This is a genomic window from Amycolatopsis japonica, from assembly GCF_000732925.1.
GTDB classification, from domain to species: domain Bacteria; phylum Actinomycetota; class Actinomycetes; order Mycobacteriales; family Pseudonocardiaceae; genus Amycolatopsis; species Amycolatopsis japonica.
Genome location: NZ_CP008953.1, coordinates 1,511,692 through 1,528,207 on the forward strand (window position 1 = coordinate 1,511,692; position 16,516 = coordinate 1,528,207).

General features: G+C 69.0%; 18 protein-coding genes, 2 tRNA genes and 1 pseudogene. 10 read left to right on the forward strand and 11 right to left on the reverse strand.

Translation table 11 applies throughout. The features are described from left to right. Positions 1-32 precede the first annotated feature (32 nt). Together AJAP_RS07435 and AJAP_RS07440 are read left to right on the forward strand one after the other, a co-directional pair. Positions 33-767, forward strand: a complete 735-nt coding sequence (locus AJAP_RS07435) for a DNA-methyltransferase (RefSeq protein WP_267284141.1) — start codon at positions 33-35, stop codon at positions 765-767. Further along, on the forward strand, positions 764-997 hold the full coding sequence (locus AJAP_RS07440) for a helix-turn-helix transcriptional regulator (protein ID WP_228694887.1): 234 nt from the start codon (positions 764-766) through the stop codon (positions 995-997). Before AJAP_RS07435 ends, AJAP_RS07440 begins: the two co-directional genes overlap by 4 nt. A 221-nt stretch (positions 998-1,218) precedes the next feature. Here the strand turns inward: AJAP_RS07440 and AJAP_RS07445 are convergent, their stop codons facing one another. Together AJAP_RS07445 and AJAP_RS44730 are read right to left on the reverse strand one after the other, a co-directional pair. Continuing rightward, entirely contained in the window at positions 1,219-1,581 is a 363-nt protein-coding gene (locus AJAP_RS07445) for a hypothetical protein (protein WP_148311478.1), read from the reverse strand. Continuing rightward, the gene (locus tag AJAP_RS44730; protein ID WP_038509205.1) at positions 1,578-1,889 is read right to left on the reverse strand and encodes a hypothetical protein; all 312 of its coding nucleotides are present in this window, start codon (positions 1,887-1,889) and stop codon (positions 1,578-1,580) included. Before AJAP_RS44730 ends, AJAP_RS07445 begins: the two co-directional genes overlap by 4 nt. Before the next feature lie 22 nt (positions 1,890-1,911). On the opposite strand from AJAP_RS44730, the pseudogene AJAP_RS45320 reads away from it, so the two are divergent. Beyond that, a pseudogene (locus AJAP_RS45320) lies at positions 1,912-2,406 on the forward strand (site-specific integrase); the annotation flags it as partial. Positions 2,407-2,651: 245 nt separating this feature from the next. Here the strand turns inward: AJAP_RS45320 and AJAP_RS07460 are convergent. Further along, positions 2,652-2,724 (reverse strand) — tRNA-Lys (locus AJAP_RS07460). A gap of 195 nt (positions 2,725-2,919) precedes the next feature. On the opposite strand from AJAP_RS07460, the gene AJAP_RS07465 reads away from it, so the two are divergent. Both AJAP_RS07465 and AJAP_RS43590 read left to right on the forward strand, forming a co-directional pair. Beyond that, positions 2,920-4,140: a L,D-transpeptidase gene (locus AJAP_RS07465; protein ID WP_193786323.1), complete on the forward strand. Its 1,221-nt coding sequence runs from the start codon at positions 2,920-2,922 to the stop codon at positions 4,138-4,140. A gap of 72 nt (positions 4,141-4,212) precedes the next feature. After that, on the forward strand, positions 4,213-4,398 hold the full coding sequence (locus AJAP_RS43590) for a hypothetical protein (protein WP_148311479.1): 186 nt from the start codon (positions 4,213-4,215) through the stop codon (positions 4,396-4,398). On the opposite strand, the gene AJAP_RS07470 is transcribed toward AJAP_RS43590, so the two are convergent. Beyond that, a tRNA-His gene (locus AJAP_RS07470) sits at positions 4,391-4,466 on the reverse strand. The genes AJAP_RS43590 and AJAP_RS07470 overlap by 8 nt on opposite strands. Before the next feature lie 77 nt (positions 4,467-4,543). Beyond that, positions 4,544-5,152, reverse strand: coding sequence for an oligoribonuclease (orn, locus tag AJAP_RS07475; protein WP_081975886.1), 609 nt, complete (start codon positions 5,150-5,152; stop codon positions 4,544-4,546). Positions 5,153-5,264: 112 nt separating this feature from the next. On the opposite strand from orn, the gene AJAP_RS07480 reads away from it, so the two are divergent. Both AJAP_RS07480 and AJAP_RS07485 read left to right on the forward strand, forming a co-directional pair. Beyond that, a complete protein-coding gene (locus AJAP_RS07480; RefSeq protein ID WP_038509209.1) occupies positions 5,265-6,791 on the forward strand; it encodes a helicase HerA-like domain-containing protein in 1,527 nt (508 codons plus the stop codon). A gap of 47 nt (positions 6,792-6,838) precedes the next feature. Next, positions 6,839-7,216, forward strand: a complete 378-nt coding sequence (locus tag AJAP_RS07485; protein ID WP_038522611.1) for a DUF3224 domain-containing protein — start codon at positions 6,839-6,841, stop codon at positions 7,214-7,216. Positions 7,217-7,302: 86 nt separating this feature from the next. On the opposite strand, the gene AJAP_RS07490 is transcribed toward AJAP_RS07485, so the two are convergent. The 3 genes from AJAP_RS07490 to AJAP_RS07500 all read right to left on the reverse strand — a co-directional run bounded on the left by AJAP_RS07490 (position 7,303) and on the right by AJAP_RS07500 (position 10,426). After that, entirely contained in the window at positions 7,303-8,250 is a 948-nt protein-coding gene (locus tag AJAP_RS07490) for a S1C family serine protease (RefSeq protein WP_038509210.1), read from the reverse strand. Positions 8,251-8,330: 80 nt separating this feature from the next. Further along, complete coding sequence (locus AJAP_RS07495; protein ID WP_038509211.1) at positions 8,331-9,659, reverse strand: M20 family metallopeptidase; 1,329 nt, start codon at positions 9,657-9,659, stop codon at positions 8,331-8,333. Further along, positions 9,656-10,426: a class I SAM-dependent methyltransferase gene (locus AJAP_RS07500; RefSeq protein ID WP_038509212.1), complete on the reverse strand. Its 771-nt coding sequence runs from the start codon at positions 10,424-10,426 to the stop codon at positions 9,656-9,658. Before AJAP_RS07500 ends, AJAP_RS07495 begins: the two co-directional genes overlap by 4 nt. A 142-nt stretch (positions 10,427-10,568) precedes the next feature. On the opposite strand from AJAP_RS07500, the gene AJAP_RS07505 reads away from it, so the two are divergent. From AJAP_RS07505 to AJAP_RS07515, 3 genes are read left to right on the forward strand one after another with little or no spacing between them, the layout of a single operon-like run. Continuing rightward, positions 10,569-11,510 (forward strand): DNA-3-methyladenine glycosylase family protein, encoded by a 942-nt coding sequence (locus AJAP_RS07505; protein ID WP_051972379.1) that lies wholly within the window; start codon positions 10,569-10,571, stop codon positions 11,508-11,510. A gap of 35 nt (positions 11,511-11,545) precedes the next feature. After that, positions 11,546-12,259 carry a M50 family metallopeptidase gene (locus AJAP_RS07510; RefSeq protein WP_038509213.1) on the forward strand — a complete coding sequence of 238 codons (714 nt, stop codon included), beginning with the start codon at positions 11,546-11,548 and terminating at the stop codon, positions 12,257-12,259. 52 nt (positions 12,260-12,311) lie between these two features. Next, positions 12,312-13,544: an aldehyde dehydrogenase family protein gene (locus tag AJAP_RS07515; protein WP_038509214.1), complete on the forward strand. Its 1,233-nt coding sequence runs from the start codon at positions 12,312-12,314 to the stop codon at positions 13,542-13,544. A 145-nt stretch (positions 13,545-13,689) separates the two neighbouring features. Here AJAP_RS07515 and AJAP_RS07520 read toward each other — a convergent pair whose 3' ends face one another. The 3 genes from AJAP_RS07520 to AJAP_RS07530 all read right to left on the reverse strand — a co-directional run bounded on the left by AJAP_RS07520 (position 13,690) and on the right by AJAP_RS07530 (position 16,499). Then, the gene (locus AJAP_RS07520; protein ID WP_038509215.1) at positions 13,690-14,835 is read right to left on the reverse strand and encodes an adenylate/guanylate cyclase domain-containing protein; all 1,146 of its coding nucleotides are present in this window, start codon (positions 14,833-14,835) and stop codon (positions 13,690-13,692) included. Next, a complete protein-coding gene (locus AJAP_RS07525) occupies positions 14,835-15,284 on the reverse strand; it encodes a universal stress protein (RefSeq protein WP_037341714.1) in 450 nt (149 codons plus the stop codon). Before AJAP_RS07525 ends, AJAP_RS07520 begins: the two co-directional genes overlap by 1 nt. A 105-nt stretch (positions 15,285-15,389) precedes the next feature. Continuing rightward, complete coding sequence (locus AJAP_RS07530) at positions 15,390-16,499, reverse strand: coiled-coil domain-containing protein (RefSeq protein ID WP_038509216.1); 1,110 nt, start codon at positions 16,497-16,499, stop codon at positions 15,390-15,392. Positions 16,500-16,516 lie beyond the last annotated feature (17 nt).

Consider the following 16,516-nt stretch of genomic DNA (forward strand, 5'->3'; position numbering starts at 1 on the left):
CCGCCATGCCGCCGGCGTCGGTGGATTGCGTGGTGACGTCTCCGCCGTACTGGGGCTTACGCGACTACCGGGTCAACGGCCAGCACGGGGCGGAGCCCACGATCGAACAGTACGTCGACCGGCTTGCCGATGTCTTCGACGAAGTCGGGCGGGTGCTGACACCGACCGGCACGGCGTGGCTGAATCTCGGCGACAGCTTCGGCGGCTCATGGGGGAACTACGTCGCCCGCGGATCCCTCGCCCGGACCGCGTCAGCCCGCTCGGCGCAGGCCTACGGAGTGCACCGCCCGCCCCAGTCGAGGTATCGCGCGAAGGATCTGATCGGGGTCCCGTGGCGCGTCGCGTTCGCCTTGCAGGACCGGGGCTGGTTGCTGCGGAACGCGGTGGTGTGGGCGAAGACCAACGGGCGTCCGGAGAGCGTCCGGGACCGACTTTCGCAGCGCTACGAGTCGGTCTTCCTCTTTGCCCGCGACGGTGAGCACTGGTTCCGCGGAGACGGTGCCGTAGGAGTGGATTCGGATGTCTGGACGGTCGCGGCGGACCGCGGCCGGACCGGGCATCGCGCCGCGGGAACCGTGGAGGTCGCCCGCCGCTGCGTGCGGCTCGGATGCCCGGACGGCGGTGTCGTGCTCGATCCCTTCTCCGGCAGCGGAACGACCGGCCTTGCCGCGCTCGCGCAGGGCTGCTCGTTCATCGGGATCGATCTGGATCCCGAATGCCATGCCCTGGCCCGGCGCCGGCTCGGAAGCTTCCTGGAAGAGCCGTGAACCCGGACGCTGAGCGGTTCACGACGTTGACCCTGGACGAGGTCGCGGCGTTGCCCGCCGTTGTCGATTTGATGACCGCCGCGCGTGCGTTGGGGATCGGCCGGACCACGGCCTACGGCTTGGCCCGCAACGACGACTTCCCCTGCCCGCTGCTTCGAGTCGGTGGCGAGTACCGCGTACCCACCACCGGGCTTCTACGCGCGCTGGGGATTGATCCATCCATCAGGTGAATTCGTCACCTCTCGGGCTTCCCCGAGAGGTGTGGTCAGCGCGAGCATCGTGCGAACCCGCTGATTCAACCGAACAGAAAGGAGGACGACTGGTGGCACAGGTGCCGTTGGGGTCGGTCTTCAAGCGTTGTTCCTGCCGGGACAACAACAATCGCGAGCTGGGCAGCAACTGTCCGAAGCTGACTCAGCATCGCCATGGCCAGTGGTGCTGGCGGATCGAGCTACCCGCCGACACCAAGGGCACCCGGCGTCCCCGTCGCCGAAGTGGCTTCGAGTCGGCGACGAAAGCCCAAGAGGAACTCGACCACGTCCGGGATCTGCTCGCGATCGCCGAAGACGACGACGAGGACACGCGACGGAAGATTGGTGACGTGATCGCCACCGCTGTCGCGAAGAAGCAGAAACTGCCGGAGGTGGACGATGTCCGGCGTCTCGTGCGCGCGGGTGCGGGCGTCTTGGAACACCCGTACATGGGCGACGTCTTCACTGCGTTTCTGGCCTTGAAGAAGAAAAATCGAAGCCGTAACACCTATCGGTCGTATGAGTCGCATGTCCGGCTCTACTTGCGACCGCATCTCGGTCACATTCGCAGGGACAAGCTCGGCGTGCCGCACCTGGAGAGCATGTTCGACGCGATCGTGGAGCACAACGACCGCATTGCCGAGTACCGCAACAGCGGGGATCCGCAGAAGATCGCGGCGGTGAAGTGGCAGCGTCCGGTCGGGCCGACGTCGATCCGGCGAATCCGGGAGACGCTGCGTGCGACGCTCAGCCCCGCGGTGAAGCAAGGTCTGCTGACGGTGAACGTGGCATCGCTGGTCGAGTTGCCCCCGGCGAACCGGCCGACGCCGAAGGTGTGGACGGCGGAGCGCGTCCTGCGCTGGCAGCTCACGGGAGAGATCCCGTCGCCGGTGATGGTGTGGACGCCGGAGCAGACCGGGCAGTTTCTCGACGCCGCGGTGAACGATCCGCTGTATCCGCTCTTCCACCTGGTCGCGCATGTCGGGGTCCGGCGTGGCGAGGCCTGTGGGCAACGCCGGGCGGACACTTATCTGGATGCTGCGACGTTGGAAGTGGCGAACCAGATCGTGCAGTACGGGTGGGAGACCGGCCAGTCAGCGCCGAAGACCACGTCGTCGGAAGGCCTGGTCGCGCTCGACGCGAACACTGTCCTCGTCCTGCGTCGGCACATCGCGTGCCAGGACGCGGACAAGGCTCGCCTCGGTAGCGAATGGGTCGACAGCGGCCTGTTGTTCACCCAACCGGACGGGAGTCCTCTGCATCCGGCTGATGTCACCGCGCGGTTCTACGAGATCGTCCGGCAAGCCGGGCTGCCGCCCATCCGCCTGCACGACCTCCGGCACGGTGCTGCCACGCTCGCCCTCGCCGCCGGTGTCGATATGAAGGTCGTTCAGGCCATGCTCCGGCATTCCTCGATCACCGTGACCATGGATACCTACACCACGGTCCTGCCTGAGATCGCCCTCGCAGCGGCCGAGGCGACGGCCAACCTCATCCCCAGGAATCCCGCCCGACAGCTCGGGCTCGTCTCGGGCGCGGATCAGACCACAATGGACAGTAAGGAAGTGGAAGAAATGCGTCCAGATAACACAAAACCCCACGTCATCGAAACCGAAAACGTGGGGCTTGGATGTGCGCCATCAGGGACTCGAACCCCGAACCCGCTGGTTAAGAGCCAGCTGCTCTGCCAATTGAGCTAATGGCGCCTGCTTGTTCCGCCGCTTTGGTGTTCCCCTCGGCGACGTGGAAAACATTAACACAGGGTTGCTGGGGCCCGTTTCAGGGGGGTCCCCTAACGCCGGGCCGGGACGTATTCGGCCATCCGGCCGCGAGCGTTGCGGCCGGTCAGGCAGACTATAGCCAGACGTAGGGGTTGGTACCACGCGAAACGGGCGGTGTGCATGAGGGTCTGGGGAGCGACGGGGCGGTCGCGGGTGGCTTTGGTGGCTTTGGTGGCCGGGTTCACTCTGGCCGCGTGCACCAGTACACCGTCGGGTGAACAGCCGTCGCCGGGGGGCGCCCCCGGGGGTTCGCAGCAGAGCGGAGCGCCCGCGCCGGAGCCGAAGCCCGCCGTGATGACGCTGACCCCGGCGCAGGGTGCGGCGAACGTGGCGCCCGGCGAGCCGGTCACGGTGGCCGTCGCGGACGGCAAGGTGGGCGAGGTCAAACTGACCGGCGCCGACGGCAAGGTCGTCGCGGGCAAGCCGAAGGAAGACGGTTCGGGCTGGGAGTCGGCGGAGCCGCTCGGTTACGGCAAGAGCTACACCGTCACCGCGGCCGCGACCGGGACCGACGGCAAGCCGGTCACCGCGACCTCGACGTTCTCCACGGCCAAGCCCGGCCGCCAGATCGGTGTCTCGATCAACCTCGTCGAAGGGGAGACGGTCGGCGTCGGCCTGCCGTTGATCTTCACCTTCACCGGCAACGTGCCGGACAAGGCCGCGACCGAGAAGGCGCTGAAGATCGTCACCGAGCCGGTGACCGAGGGCGCGTTCCACTGGTTCGGCGAGAAGACCGTGATGTGGCGGCCCAAGGAGTACTTCAAGGCGGGCACGAAGATCTCGGTCAACGCCGCGATCTACGGCAAGAACCTCGGCAACAACACCTTCGGCCGTGAGGACAAGCCCGCCAAGGTGGTCGTCGGCGACAAGCTGGTCGCGACCGCGGACGGTGGCACGCACCAGATGAAGGTCGTGGTGAACGACCAAGAGGTCAAGCAGATGCCGATCTCGATGGGCAAGCCGTCGAGCAGCACCCCGGCCGGGACCTACACGGTGATGAGCGAGCACACCGGGTACACGATGGACTCCAGCACGTACGGCGTCCCGACGGACAGCAAGGCCGGCTACCGGACGTTCGTGAAGTACGCGGTGCGCATGTCGAACAGCGGCATCTTCTACCACTCGGCGCCGTGGTCGGTCGGATCGCAGGGCAAGCGGAACGTGAGCCACGGCTGCATCAACCTGTCGACCGAGAACGCGAAGTGGCTGATGGACACTTCCAAGAAGGGCGACATCATCACCGTCGCCAACTCGGGCCCGCAGGTGCTGGAGCCGACCGACGGCTGGTCGGTGTGGCAGATGTCGTGGGACGACTGGAAGACCGGCGGCGACCGGAACTGACTTGTTCTTCATGAGGGTCCTGTCAGGACGGTTTCGTCCTGACAGGACCCTCATGGCGTTCAGGGTGACTTCTTGACCGAGGACGTGACCTTCACTGGTGGACGTGGGCTCAACCGCAGCGGTGCGGGTACTCGGTTCGGCGGAGACGCCACGAAGATCCTGAACTCGCGCGAGCACCACGCCGCGTTACCGATACCCCCGGAAAAAGCGAAACCCCAGCCTGCCGGAAAACCGGCCGAACTGGGGTCGATGGGGTGAGCGACGGGTTTCGAACCCGCGACCTCCTGGACCACAACCAGGTGCTCTACCAGCTGAGCTACGCCCACCATCGCCGGGCTCGGGGAACCCCCCATCACCTCGGCCGCACTATATTAGCGTGCCCGTTTCCGGGGCTCGCAACGGGTTACCGTTCGTGGCGTTCCTGCACTTCAGCGGCCGCGGCCTTGGCCTGTTCGGTGGTCGGGCCGGGCTGCGGGACGAAGGCGACGCGACGGTAGTAGTCGAGCTCGCCGATGGATTCCTTGATGTCGGCGAGCGCGCGGTGCGCGAGGCCCTTCTCGGGCTTGGCGTAGTAGATCCGCGGGTACCAGCGCCGGACGAGTTCCTTCACCGACGAGACGTCGACCATGCGGTAGTGCAGGTGCGCGTCGAGCAGCGGCATGTCGCGGGTGATGAAGCCGCGGTCGGTGGCGATGGAGTTGCCGGCGAGCGGGGCGACGTTGGCCTCGGGCACGTGCGCGCGGATGTACTCGAGCACGCGCTGCTCGGCTTCCTCCATGGTGACCGTGGAGCGCCGGACCTCTTCGGTGAGGCCGGAGCGGGCGTGCATTTCGCGGACGACCTCCGGCATTCCGTCGAGGGCTTCCTCGTCGGCGTGGATGACGATGTCGACGCCCTCACCGAGGACGTTGAGCTCGGCGTCGGTCACCAGCGCGGCTATTTCGATCAACGCGTCCTTGCCGAGGTCGAGCCCCGTCATCTCGCAGTCGATCCAGACTAGGCGGTCGTTCACCCCGAAACCCTAACCCGACCCGGGGATTCGTGGCGCGCGACGTGCGGGTTCGGCGCGTTGCTGGCACCGTGTGCATCCTCAGGTGAGTCATGTCACAGATCGGGGAGCGACAGTGGCCGAACAGGGTCCAGCCCAGGAGATCGCGCAGGGATATGTGAGCGACGGGGCGGCGGTGGAACTCGGCGCCGTCGTGATCGACGGCAAGGCCGACGCCGGCGCGGCGGTCCGCCTGCCGCTGGCGACGCTGAACCGGCACGGGCTGGTCGCGGGCGCGACCGGTACCGGCAAGACGAAGACCTTGCAGCTGATCGCCGAGCAGCTGTCCGCGGCGGGTGTGCCGGTGGTGCTGGCGGACGTGAAGGGCGACCTGTCGGGGCTCGCCGCGCAGGGCGAAAGCAACGACAAGATCGCCAAACGCGCGGAGGAACTGGGCGACTCCTGGGAGCCCGCCGCGTTCCCGGTGCAGTTCCTGTCGCTGGGCACCGGCGGCAAGGGATCGCCGATCCGGGCGACGATCACGAGTTTCGGCCCGATCCTGCTGTCGAAGGTGCTGGGGCTCAACGAAACGCAGGAGTCGACGCTCGGCCTGATCTTCCACTGGGCCGATCAGCGCGGTTTGGCACTGCTGGACACGAAGGACCTTCGCTCCGTCATCACGCACCTGACGAGTGACGAGGGCAAGGAGGACCTCAAGGGCATCGGCGGCGTCTCGGCCGCGACGGCCGGGGTGATCCTCCGGGCGCTGTCCAATCTGGAGGCTCAGGGCGGCGAGGACTTCTTCGGCGAGCCCGAGCTGGACGTCCACGACCTGATGCGCGAGGCCGACGGCAAGGCGATGGTGACCTTGCTGGAGCTGGACAACCTCCAGTCGAAGCCCGCGCTGTTCTCGACGTTCCTCATGTGGCTGCTGGCCGAGTTGTTCGAGGAACTGCCCGAAGAGGGCGACCTCGACAAGCCGAAGCTGGTGTTCTTCTTCGACGAGGCGCACCTGTTGTTCAACGACGCGTCGAAGGCGTTTCTGGAACGCATCGAGCAGACCGTGAAGCTGATCCGGTCGAAGGGCGTCGGCGTGTTCTTCTGCACGCAGCTTCCGACGGACATCCCGAACAACGTCCTGTCCCAGCTCGGCGCGCGCGTGCAGCACGCGTTGCGCGCGTTCACACCCGAGGACCAGGCGGCGCTGACGAAGACGGTGAAGACGTACCCGAAGACGAAGCACTACGAACTGGACTCGGCGCTGACGTCGCTCGGTATCGGCGAAGCGATCGTCACCGTCCTTTCCGAACGGGGCGCGCCGACGCCGGTCGCGTGGACACGCCTGCGCGCGCCGCGTTCCAAGATGGGCTCGATCGGCGCCGAAGCCATCTCCGCGGCGACGACGTCTTCGGACCTGCACGCGAAGTACGCCGAGACGATCGACCGCGAGTCGGCCTACGAGAAGCTCGCCGCGAAGGTGGCCGCTCCGCCTGCCGGTGAGGCGCCGCCGCCCGAAGCGCCCGCTCCGAAGCCGGAGAAGCAGGAGCCGGGGATGGTGGAGCAGGCGATGAAGAACCCGGCGGTGAAGTCGTTCCTCCGCTCGGCGGCGAGCGCGCTCGGCCGGGAGATCACGCGCGGTCTGTTCGGGAACCGGCGGCGGTGAGGAATACCTGACGCGATCTGTCAGGTATGCGCGGCAGACTCGGTGCCATGACCAACAGCGCGACTGCGTCGTTCACCGTGGACGGCTGGGATCCCCAAGCCGCCGAGAAGGCCGAAGGCACCGAGTTCTCGAGGGTGCTCCTGACCAAGACGTTCACCGGCGACGTCGAAGGCACCAGTGCCGTCGAGATGCTCACGGCGGTGAACGAGACGTCGTCGGCGTACGTCGCCTTCGAGCGGCTGGCCGTCTCCGTCGGCGGGCGTAAGGGCGGCTTCGTCCTGCATCACTCGGCGGGGGACAACGGGCATCACCTGATCGTCTTGCCGGGGTCCGGCCATGGTGAGCTGACCGGCATCACCGGAACGGCGGAGATCGTCCAGGACGACGAGGGCAACCACACCTTCACCCTCACGTACGAACTCTGAAAGCCCGTGAAGGCCTCCTTGCGAAAGGAGGCCTTCACGGACTGTGCCTGCTGGGCCGCCCCCTGACAGCGGTCCAGACGGCGGGGTCAGCCGACGATCTGCTCGACGATCTTCTTCGCGTCGTTGATGGGGATCGCGAAACCGATGCCGATGCTGCCGGTCGAGGCCGGGTTGTACAGCGCCGAGTTGATGCCGATGACGTTCCCCTGCGCGTCCACCAGCGCCCCGCCCGAGTTGCCCTGGTTGATCGGGGCGTCGGTCTGGATCGCGGTGTAGCTCGGCCCGGCTTCGTTCGTGGTCCTGCTGTAGGGCGAGCGCCGTTCCTGGCCGCTGCTCAACTCGTCGAGCTTGCGGTTCAGCGCGCTCACGATCCCGGTGGTCACGGTGTTCTGCAGCCCACCGGGCGAGCCGATCGCGACGACCTGCTGGCCGACGGCGAGTTTGCTGGAATCGCCGAGCGAGGCCGCGGTCAGCCCGCTCGCGTTCTTCGCCTGGAGTACGGCGATGTCGGCCTTCGTGTCGGCGCCGACCACGCTCGCCTTGTACTGCTTGCCGTCGGACAGCGTGACGGTCACGTCGCCCTCGGCGTCCGCGACGACGTGGGCGTTGGTGAGGATGCGCCCGTCCGCCGTCAGGATGACGCCGGAGCCGACGGCCTCACCCTGCGCGGTGGTCACGTTCACCTGCACGACGCTCGGTGTCACCTTCGCGGCGACCCCGCTGACGTCACCCGAGGTGTTGTTCCCGACCAGTTGCCCGTCGGCGACCGCGGACGAACCCGTGCCCGACGCCGACGAAGCGGAGCCGATCCCCATGATCGCCGCTCCGCCGACCCCGCCGACGAGTGCGGCGGCGAGTGCCGTCGCGCTGACGAGGACGGCGATCCGTCCGCCCTTCTTACGAGGTGCGGGCTGCGGCGTGAAGAGCGGATTCGGCGCGGCCTGCCAAGGGGTGTAACCGGGGTACTGCTGCTGGTGCGGCGGCTGGTGCCCACCGGTTGAGGCGGGGCCGGGCCGACTCTCGTTCTCGGTCATGGAACAAGATTCGCGCCCGTACTTGTGAACCGCCTGTGGAATCCCCCTGTGCTTTCCTGAGAAGAATTACCTGAGAAAACTCAGTCGAAGAACGCCGGCACGTCCAATGCTCCGCCCGATGCCTCGAACTCCTCGTGCACCGCGGCGCGGAGCTTCGCGTCGGCCAGGTAGTCGACGGCCGTCAGCGCCAGCCCCAGCGCCCCGTCGACGACCGCGCGATCGCCGTCCGGGGAACCGGCCGCGGCCGCGAACTCCTTGGTGTGCAAGGCGGTCGTCGGTCCGGCGATGGCGATCATCGGGTGGATCGCCGGCATCCGGTACGAGAGGTTGCCGAGGTCGGTCGAGCCAGTGAGGAATTCGGGCACGATCCCCGGCGGCAGCGGTTTGCGGCCGGCGTCGACCTGATGCGCCGACCAGCGTCCGGCGAGCGTGGTGTTGAACCGGATCGGCAGATACGCGGGCTGGGCGTCCCACCGGAGTTCGACGCCGCAGCCGGTCATCTCCGCCGCGCCGCGCGCGACCGCCGAAACCCGCTCGGCGAGGTCGCGCAGCGTGTCCGGTTGCGCGGACCGGAGATAGAACAGCAGCGCCGCGCGTTCGGGGACGACGTTCGGCCGCGCGCCGCCGTCGGTGAAGACGCCGTGGACGCGGTCACTGGACGGCAGATGCTGCCGAAGCGCCGCGACACCCTGGTACGCGGCGACGGCGGCGTCGAGCGCGTTGCGCCCCATGAACGGCTGAGCCGACGCGTGCGCGCCGACACCGTGGAACACCATTTCCAGCTGGCGCCTGCCGAGGAACGGGTGCATGGCGATGTCGTGGCTGAACGGGTGCAGCATGAGCACGGCGTCGACGTCGTCGAAAACACCGGCGCGGGCCATGGTCTCCTTGCCGCCACCGCCTTCCTCCGCCGGTGTGCCGATCAGCGAGACCCGGCCGCCCACCCGTCCGGCGACCGCGGCCGCGCCGAGGAAGCCGCCCGCGCCGGCGGTGCAGATGACGTTGTGCCCGCAGCCGTGGCCGAGCCCGGGGAGCGCGTCGTATTCGGACAGGACCGCGATGTGCGGGCCGCTGCCGGGAGTGGTCGCGACCAGAGCGGTGTCCAGCCCGCCCGCGCCGATCGTCACCTCGTGGCCGTGCCGCCGGAGCAGGTCGCCGAGCGCGCGGACCGAGCGGTGCTCCGCGAAACCCTCTTCGGGGTGAGCGTGCAGGTCTTGGCTCAACTCCACCAATTCCGCCCGCAGCGCGTCGATCTCGGCGACGACGGCGTCCCGTGTGGCGGCGTCCGCGCCGTCATGGGGCGAGCCGAGTGGTTCGGCCGCGGCGACGGCGTCCGCGGTCGCTTCGACCAGTGAACGGAGGTAGCTGTCGTCGGGAGGGATCGGCGAAGCGTGCTCAGAGCGGATCATTTCCGGATGTTAACTCCTAGCTCGCCCGTGACGATCTGCGTGACACCGGAGTACCGCTCGTCGACGTGGTCGAAGCCGCGCCGGAACAGTTTCGCCGCGATCTCGCCGCGGTCGAACATCCGCTGTCCGCTCAGCCTGCCGAGGACGGTGTCCGCCAGCCGCATCGGCTGATCGCCGTGCCGGGCGCTCGTCAGCATCACCAGCGAGCCACCGGGTTTCAGCACGCGGGCGAACGAATCCAGGGCGGCGTCCGGGTCGGCGAACATGTGCAGCGCGGCGAAGCAGCAGACCGCGTCCACAGTGGAATCGTCCAGCGGCAGGTCGACGGCGTCGGCGCGCAGATACGTCACCGAAGCGGGATTGGGTGCGGCGAGCGCCTTCTCCAGCATGGTGACCGAACCGTCGAGGCCGATGGAGAGCCCGTCCGGGCCGACCGCCTCGCCGAAGGCCCTCGTGAACCGGCCGGTGCCGCAGGCGACGTCCAGCGCGATCCGGCCGGGGCGCAGGCCGAGCGCTTCGATCGCGATGCGGACCTCGTCGGCCATGCTCGGGCCGTTCAGTCCTTTCGCGACCCTGCCCAGCGCCGGGCGCCAGTACCGCTCGTAGATCATCGGCACGGCGGAGGTGCGCATGAGCCGCTGCGCGAGCCCGGTCGGCGGCCCAGCTTGCGGGATTTCTCCCAGCAGATCAAGGAATCCCTTGCCCTCACCGGTGGTCGTGATGCCCGGCCTCAGCAGGCTCCTCAGACGTTCGTGATGGTCCGGCACGGCTGCTCCCTTCACGGTGTTCCCCCGAGAATCTGCCATGACCGGTCCGTTCGCGACATTCCCGCCGCCGCGGCCCGAAACTGTCGGTGCCCGTCTCTAACGTCGGAGGGAGTCGCCGTTCCCCAGCCGAAGGAGCCCGAAAATGACCGGCTCGATCCTGCAGCACCCCGCGTCGACCACGCTGCGCATCCCGGTGCGCGGCCCGTTCGACCTCGACAAGTCCATCCGCTTCCTGACCGACTTCCCGCCCGCGTGCCGCGCGGACGCCGCCGCCGAGCCCGGCACCTTGCGCTTCGCCTTTCCCGCCGAAGCGGGTTGGGAGCACGTCGGTGCGGCCGTCAGACAGAGATCGCCCGGCACGATCGAGGTGGAGGTCTTCGCCGACGAAGGGCTCGCCGTCGAGGTCGGCGCCCAGGTCCGGCGGATCCTCTCGGTGGACGTCGACGGCGTCGGCTTCGCCAAGCTCGGCGCGGCGGATCCGGTGGTGCGCCGCCTGCAGCGGGAGCATCCCGGGTTGCGCCCCGTGCTGTTCCATTCGCCCTATGAAGCGGCCTGCTGGGCGATCCTGAGCCATCGGACGCGGATGTCGCAGGCCGCCACCGTGAAAAGGCGGCTGGCCGAGGAGTTCGGCAGGCCGGTGGACGTCGGCGGGCAGGTTCTCAGGTCGTTCCCGGCGCCGGACGTGCTGGCCGGGCCCGAAGCCGGGCGCGGGCTGCCGGCGGTGAAGGCCGAGCGGTTGCGGGCGGTGGCCAACGCCGCGAAGGACGGTCTGCTCGACGCCGCGTACCTGCGCGCGATGCCGGTGCCGGACGCGTTGCGCTGGCTGCAGCTCTTGCCGGGGATCGGCCCGTTCTCGGCACAGCTGATCCTGATCCGGGGCGCCGGGCATCCCGACGTCTTCCCCACCGGCGAGCCGCGGTTGCAGGAGGCCATGCGGGCCGCGTACGACCTGCCGGAGGCGCCGCCCGAGGAGCTGGAGGAGCTTTCCGCGATCTGGCGGCCGTTCCGCAGCTGGGTGGCCTTCGCCCTGCGCAACGACCCGGAGTTTCGCACGCGGGGGATCGGAGGTTCCATGACCGCCTGACACGGGACATATCCGGCCTGTGGTGAGCTGGTGAGGTGAGCTCGTCTCCCGCCGAAACGGTTTCCGACATCGCCCAGTCCACTCCGCCCGGCACGATCACCCTGGTCACCGGTGGTCTCGCACTGCTCGTGGTGCTCTCGGGCAGGCCTTGGCGGATCGCCCGCAACCTGATCACGCTCGTCCACGAGGCGGGCCACGCGCTGGCGGCGGTGCTGGTCGGACGACGGTTGCAGGGCATCAAGCTGCACTCGGACACCTCCGGCGTCACCGTCTCCCGCGGCAAACCGGAGGGACCGGGGATGGCGTTCACCGCGCTGGCCGGATATCCGGCGGCCGCGGTGCTCGGGCTGGTGTTCGCAGGGCTGCTCTCGTCGGACCTGATCACCGTCGTGCTGATCGTGATGGCCCTGATGCTGCTGGGTGTGCTGGTGATGGTGCGCAACACCTACGGGGTGTTCACCGTGATCGCCAGCTCGGTGGTGCTCGGGCTGGTCGCGCTGGTGGCGCCGTCGTGGTTCCAGGCGATCTTCGTCTACCTGCTGACCTGGTTCCTGCTGTTCGGTGGCGTCCGGCCGGTGGTCGAGCTGCAGATCAAGCGGCGCCGGGGTGCGGCGAGGGATTCCGACGCCGACCAGCTCGGCAGGCTCACCGGGATGCCCGCGGTGCTGTGGGTCCTGGTGATGGCCGTGCTGACGGTGAGCTGTCTCTTCGCGGGCGGGTTGTGGCTGCTGGAGCCGACCGTCGCCTGACCGGGGCGGTACGGCAGACTGATGGCTCGTTCCGCGCGGAAGGAGTCAGCAGATGGACGAGGTCGCCAAGGCCGTCGAGGAATGCGCTCGATCGGCGAAACGGGCCGCGCCGTCGCTGGCCGCGGCCTCCCCGGAAGCGATCGACGCCGCGCTGAACGCCATGGCGGACAAGCTCGTCGAGCACGCCGAAGTCGTGCTCGAGGCGAACCAGGCCGACATCGCCAAGGCGCGCGAAGACGGGATGAGCGCGGGTCTGCTCGACCGGCTCACCATCACTCCCGAGCGGCTGACCGGCATGGCCGAACAGCTCCGTCTCCTGGCGGGGGCGCCGCATCAGGAGCGGTCCGTTGACGTGTCCACTTTGGACGGAGGGCTGCGGCTGGTGGAGCGCCGCCGTCCGGTCGGCGTGATCGGGGCGAACTACGAGGCGCGCCCGAACGTCACGGTCGACGTCGCGTCGCAGCTGGTGAAGTCGCGCAACGGTGGCGTGCTGCGCACGGGCTCCGCCGCGCTCGGCTCGGCCCAGCGCCTGCGCGAGACCGTGATCGCCCCCGCGCTCTCCGAAGCGGGCATCGATCCGGACGTCATCCAGCTGGTGCCGCGCGCCGAACGGGAAGCGGCCTCCGCGCTGGTCCGGTTCCCCGCGCTCGTGCCGCTGGTCATCCTGCGCGGCAGCGGCGACAGCACCAGGGCGCTGGCCACCGAGGCGGCCGTCCACGGCGTCCGCACGCTGGCCCACGCCGACGGCGGCGGCGTCCTGTACATCGACGAAGCGGCCGACACCGACAAGGTGCGTGACCTGGTCTTCAACAGCCTCGACCGGCTCGGTGTCTGCAACCGGCTGAACCTGCTGCTGATCCACGAAGACGCGCACGACCGCGTGTGGCCCGGCATCTCCGGCGCGCTGGCCGAACGCGGCGTCACGCCGTCACTGGCTCCGCACGAGCACGCCATCGGCTACGAATGGGCGCTCGACTCGGACCGCGAAGCGACCGTCACCGTCGAGAAGGTCTCCGGCCTGCCCGAGGCGGCGGAGATCGCCAACGAGCGGACCTCGGGCCTGGCCGCCGGCATCGCGACCGAAAGCAGCGAAGCCGCCGACGCGTTCTTCGACGCGTACACCGGCACCGGCGTGTTCTGGAACGCCCCGACCCGGCTGCTCGACGGCTTCAAGCTCCTCGCCGTCCCCGAGACCGGCATCAACCTGGACAAGGTCCCCGGCCCGCGCGGCCCGGTCACCTACACCGACCTCTACGTGCGGCAATACGCCGTGCTGCCCGCCTGACGGGCTCCGCTCCCTTCCCCGACGTCATGAAAGGGTCGTTCAGGACAAAAATGTCCTGAACGACCCTTTCATGACGTCTGGGGTCGAGAACGTCCGCAGCCGTCGGAAGTGGTAGCAAAGGTCCCTTGCTCTCCCCGGCAGGGGATCAGCGCCGCCGCCGCTTCGACCGAGGCCGAGGCGGCAACGAGTCCGCGGTCGCGTCCTCGACCTCCTCCGAAACAGGCGTCGGGTCCGGAGTGGCGTCGGCCAGCCCCAGCATCTCCGCCGCGAGCTGCTGTGAAGACGCGAACACGCCCGAAGGCCGGTCCCGCGCCCGCCGCAATGACGAAGGCCGCAGCCGGTTGTACCCGCGCACCGAAACCGGCCGCCGCGTGCGGACCTCGAACTGCGGGAACTCCGAGAGCTCGGTGGCGAGTTCCTTGTCCACCAGGATGGTGCCCGGTCGCGCGGTCGAGGTGAGGCGGGCGGCGAGGTTCACGACCGAGCCGTAGACGTCGCCGAAGCGGCTGAGGATCCGTCCCGACGCCAGGCCGGCGCGCACGGCGGGCAGGGTTTCGTCGGCGTCGGCGCGTTCGGACAGGGCGAGGGCGATCTCGGCGCCGTCGACGGCGGAATCGGCGACGAACAGCACCTCGTCGCCGATCATCTTCACGATCCGTCCGTGATGGTCGGCGATCACCTCGGTGGCGACGGATTCGAACCGGTCGAGGATGTCGGTGAGCTCGTCCTCGTCGACCTGCCTGGTCAGCCGGGTGTAGCCGACCATGTCGACGAACCCGACCACCTCGGTCCTGGCCTCGAGATCCTCGTCCGGCATGGCCATCGCCCGGCCGGCGTAGGCCGCGAGGTGGCGGCGCCAGACGAACTCCTGCACCTTCTCCAGCTCGGGCAGCAGCCGTTCGACGAGCCGCCCGATCTGGCGTTCGCTGCTGCCGATCTCCTTGTTCTCGGTGATCATCGTCCACAGCATGTGGACCTGCCATTCCGCGAGCCGCGAAAGGTGCTGGCCCAGCGCGCGCGTCACGGCGAGCTCGATGCCCGGATCGATCAGGCCCGAGTTCATCAGCTGGTCCGCCGTGCGGATCGCCTCGATGTCGGCGTCGGTGAAGACGACCTCGTCGTCATCGACGGTCGCGAAGCCCAGCGCACGCCAAAGCCGCCGAGAGCGTTCCTCGGGAACGCCTGCCTTCTCGGCGACTTCGAGCCGGGTGTATTTCCGTTTCCCGCCGAGCAGGATCCGTTCGAGACGCTGTTGCAGCGCGTCGGGCGAGATCTCGCCGGGTTCGGGCATCAGGTGGTGTGGACGATGAGCACGTCCACCCCGGACTTCCGCGCGACTTCGGACGGCACGGAGCCGAGGATGCGGCCCGCGAGCGTGTTCAGCCCGCGGTTGCCGACCACCAGCAGATCCGCGGAGCGCTCGGCGACGACCTTGCGCAGCGAGTCGACCGGGTCGCCGACCACCGCGGCGGTGTCGATGTTCTTGGCGCCGGCCTTCGCCGCCCGGTCGCGGGCGGACAGGAGGGTGTCCTCGGCCGGGGCCGAGCCCACCACCTGGTACGCCTCGTCACCGAGGACGTCCTGCGCCTTCTCCACGTCGCCCTTGTTGGCGGGGTAGTAGGCGCACACGATGACCAGGGTCGCTCCGGAGTCCCCGGCGACGCCCGCCGCCCGGTCGACCGCGGCGAACGAAGAATCCGAGCCGTCCGTGCCCACGACCACGGTCCGATATGCAGCCATCCGCAACCTCCACCGATCTGACAGCCCGCACCTGCGTGCGAGCAGCGACGATAACCGCTCGTCGGCGGCCCCGCAGGCCGTCGTGAGCACGGTCGGGTGAAAAGGTTACTCGCCAGTCGGTTTCTGCGCTGCCGCAGGTCGCGGTGAAGCCTTCGCGCCGGATGTGGCCTTCGGCACATCGGCCGTCCGGAGCTGCACGGTGGCTTCCGCGTCGGGCGACGGCTTCGCCTTCAGGTCCGCCGGGACATGCGGCTCGTCGCCGAGCACGTGCGTCGCCTCGGCGAGCGCGGTCCGGGCGGTGCGGACCTGCTCGGCCAGGCTGGAGCGCACCTTGCGGAGCGCTTCGACCCGTTCGGTGGCCTGGGTGATCCGCCGGTTGGACTCTTCGGTGGCCTGCCGGACGCGGCGGCGTGCCTCGTCGGCCGCCTCGGCGAGCCGGGCGTTGGCCTCGGTGATCGAGTCCTGCTTGCGCTTGTTGGCGTCGGCGACGGACTCGCGCTGACGGCGTTCGATGTCGGCCTTGGCCGCCGTCTCCTCTTCGAGCACCTTCGCGCGGATGGCGGCGGCGTCCTCGGTGGCCTCGCGGACGCGGCGCGCGGCCTCGGCCTTGCTCGCGGCCTCCTGCTCGGCCAGCGCGTGCATGGCCTCGGTGCGCCGCGACGCCATCGCGATCTCGAAGTCCTCTTCGACCTGAGTGCGACGCTGCTGCGCCTCGGCGTCGAGCTTGTCGCGCTCGGCCTTCGCCTTGTCGGTGATGTCCTTCGCCTCGGCGCGGGCCTTCTCCAGCACGCCGCGGTGCTCGGCCTCCATCTCCTTGCGACGGAGGTCGAGCTCGTTGAGCAGCTGCTCGTAGCGGGCCCGCATGGCGCTCGCGTCGGTCTCGGCCTTGGCGCGGATGTGCCCGGCTTCGGCTTCCGCGCGCGCCTTGGTGTCGGCGGCCTCGTCCTGCGCGAGCCGCAACATCCGCTGCAGCCGCTCGGAAAGGCCTTCGACACTCGTCGGCGGCTGGGCGAGCCTGTCGACCTGCCCGCGCAGATCCGCGATCTCGCCGCGCGCGATCTCCAGCTGCCGTGCCAGGTCGCCCGCCTGTCCGATGGCGGCATCGCGATCGGCGGTGAGCATCTTCAGATCGGCGTCAAGCCGTTCGAGATGTTCGTCGACCTGCGCACGGCTGTAACCGCGCTTCGCCACGTCGAAGCCGGCTCCCAGCGGCACTAGCTCCCGTTCCTCGC

Bases quoted from the DNA above. Each gene is read 5' to 3' on its own strand.
- AJAP_RS07485 (WP_038522611.1), top strand. From the start codon at position 6,839: ATGACCAACAGCGCGACTGCGTCGTTCACCGTGGACGGCTGGGATCCC.
- AJAP_RS07505 (WP_051972379.1), top strand. From the start codon at position 10,569: ATGACCGGCTCGATCCTGCAGCACCCCGCGTCGACCACGCTGCGCATC.
- AJAP_RS07495 (WP_038509211.1), bottom strand. From the start codon at position 9,659: ATGATCCGCTCTGAGCACGCTTCGCCGATCCCTCCCGACGACAGCTAC.
- AJAP_RS07465 (WP_193786323.1), top strand. From the start codon at position 2,920: ATGAGGGTCTGGGGAGCGACGGGGCGGTCGCGGGTGGCTTTGGTGGCT.
- AJAP_RS07515 (WP_038509214.1), top strand. From the start codon at position 12,312: ATGGACGAGGTCGCCAAGGCCGTCGAGGAATGCGCTCGATCGGCGAAA.
- AJAP_RS07520 (WP_038509215.1), bottom strand. From the start codon at position 14,835: ATGCCCGAACCCGGCGAGATCTCGCCCGACGCGCTGCAACAGCGTCTC.
- AJAP_RS07490 (WP_038509210.1), bottom strand. From the start codon at position 8,250: ATGACCGAGAACGAGAGTCGGCCCGGCCCCGCCTCAACCGGTGGGCAC.
- AJAP_RS07525 (WP_037341714.1), bottom strand. From the start codon at position 15,284: ATGGCTGCATATCGGACCGTGGTCGTGGGCACGGACGGCTCGGATTCT.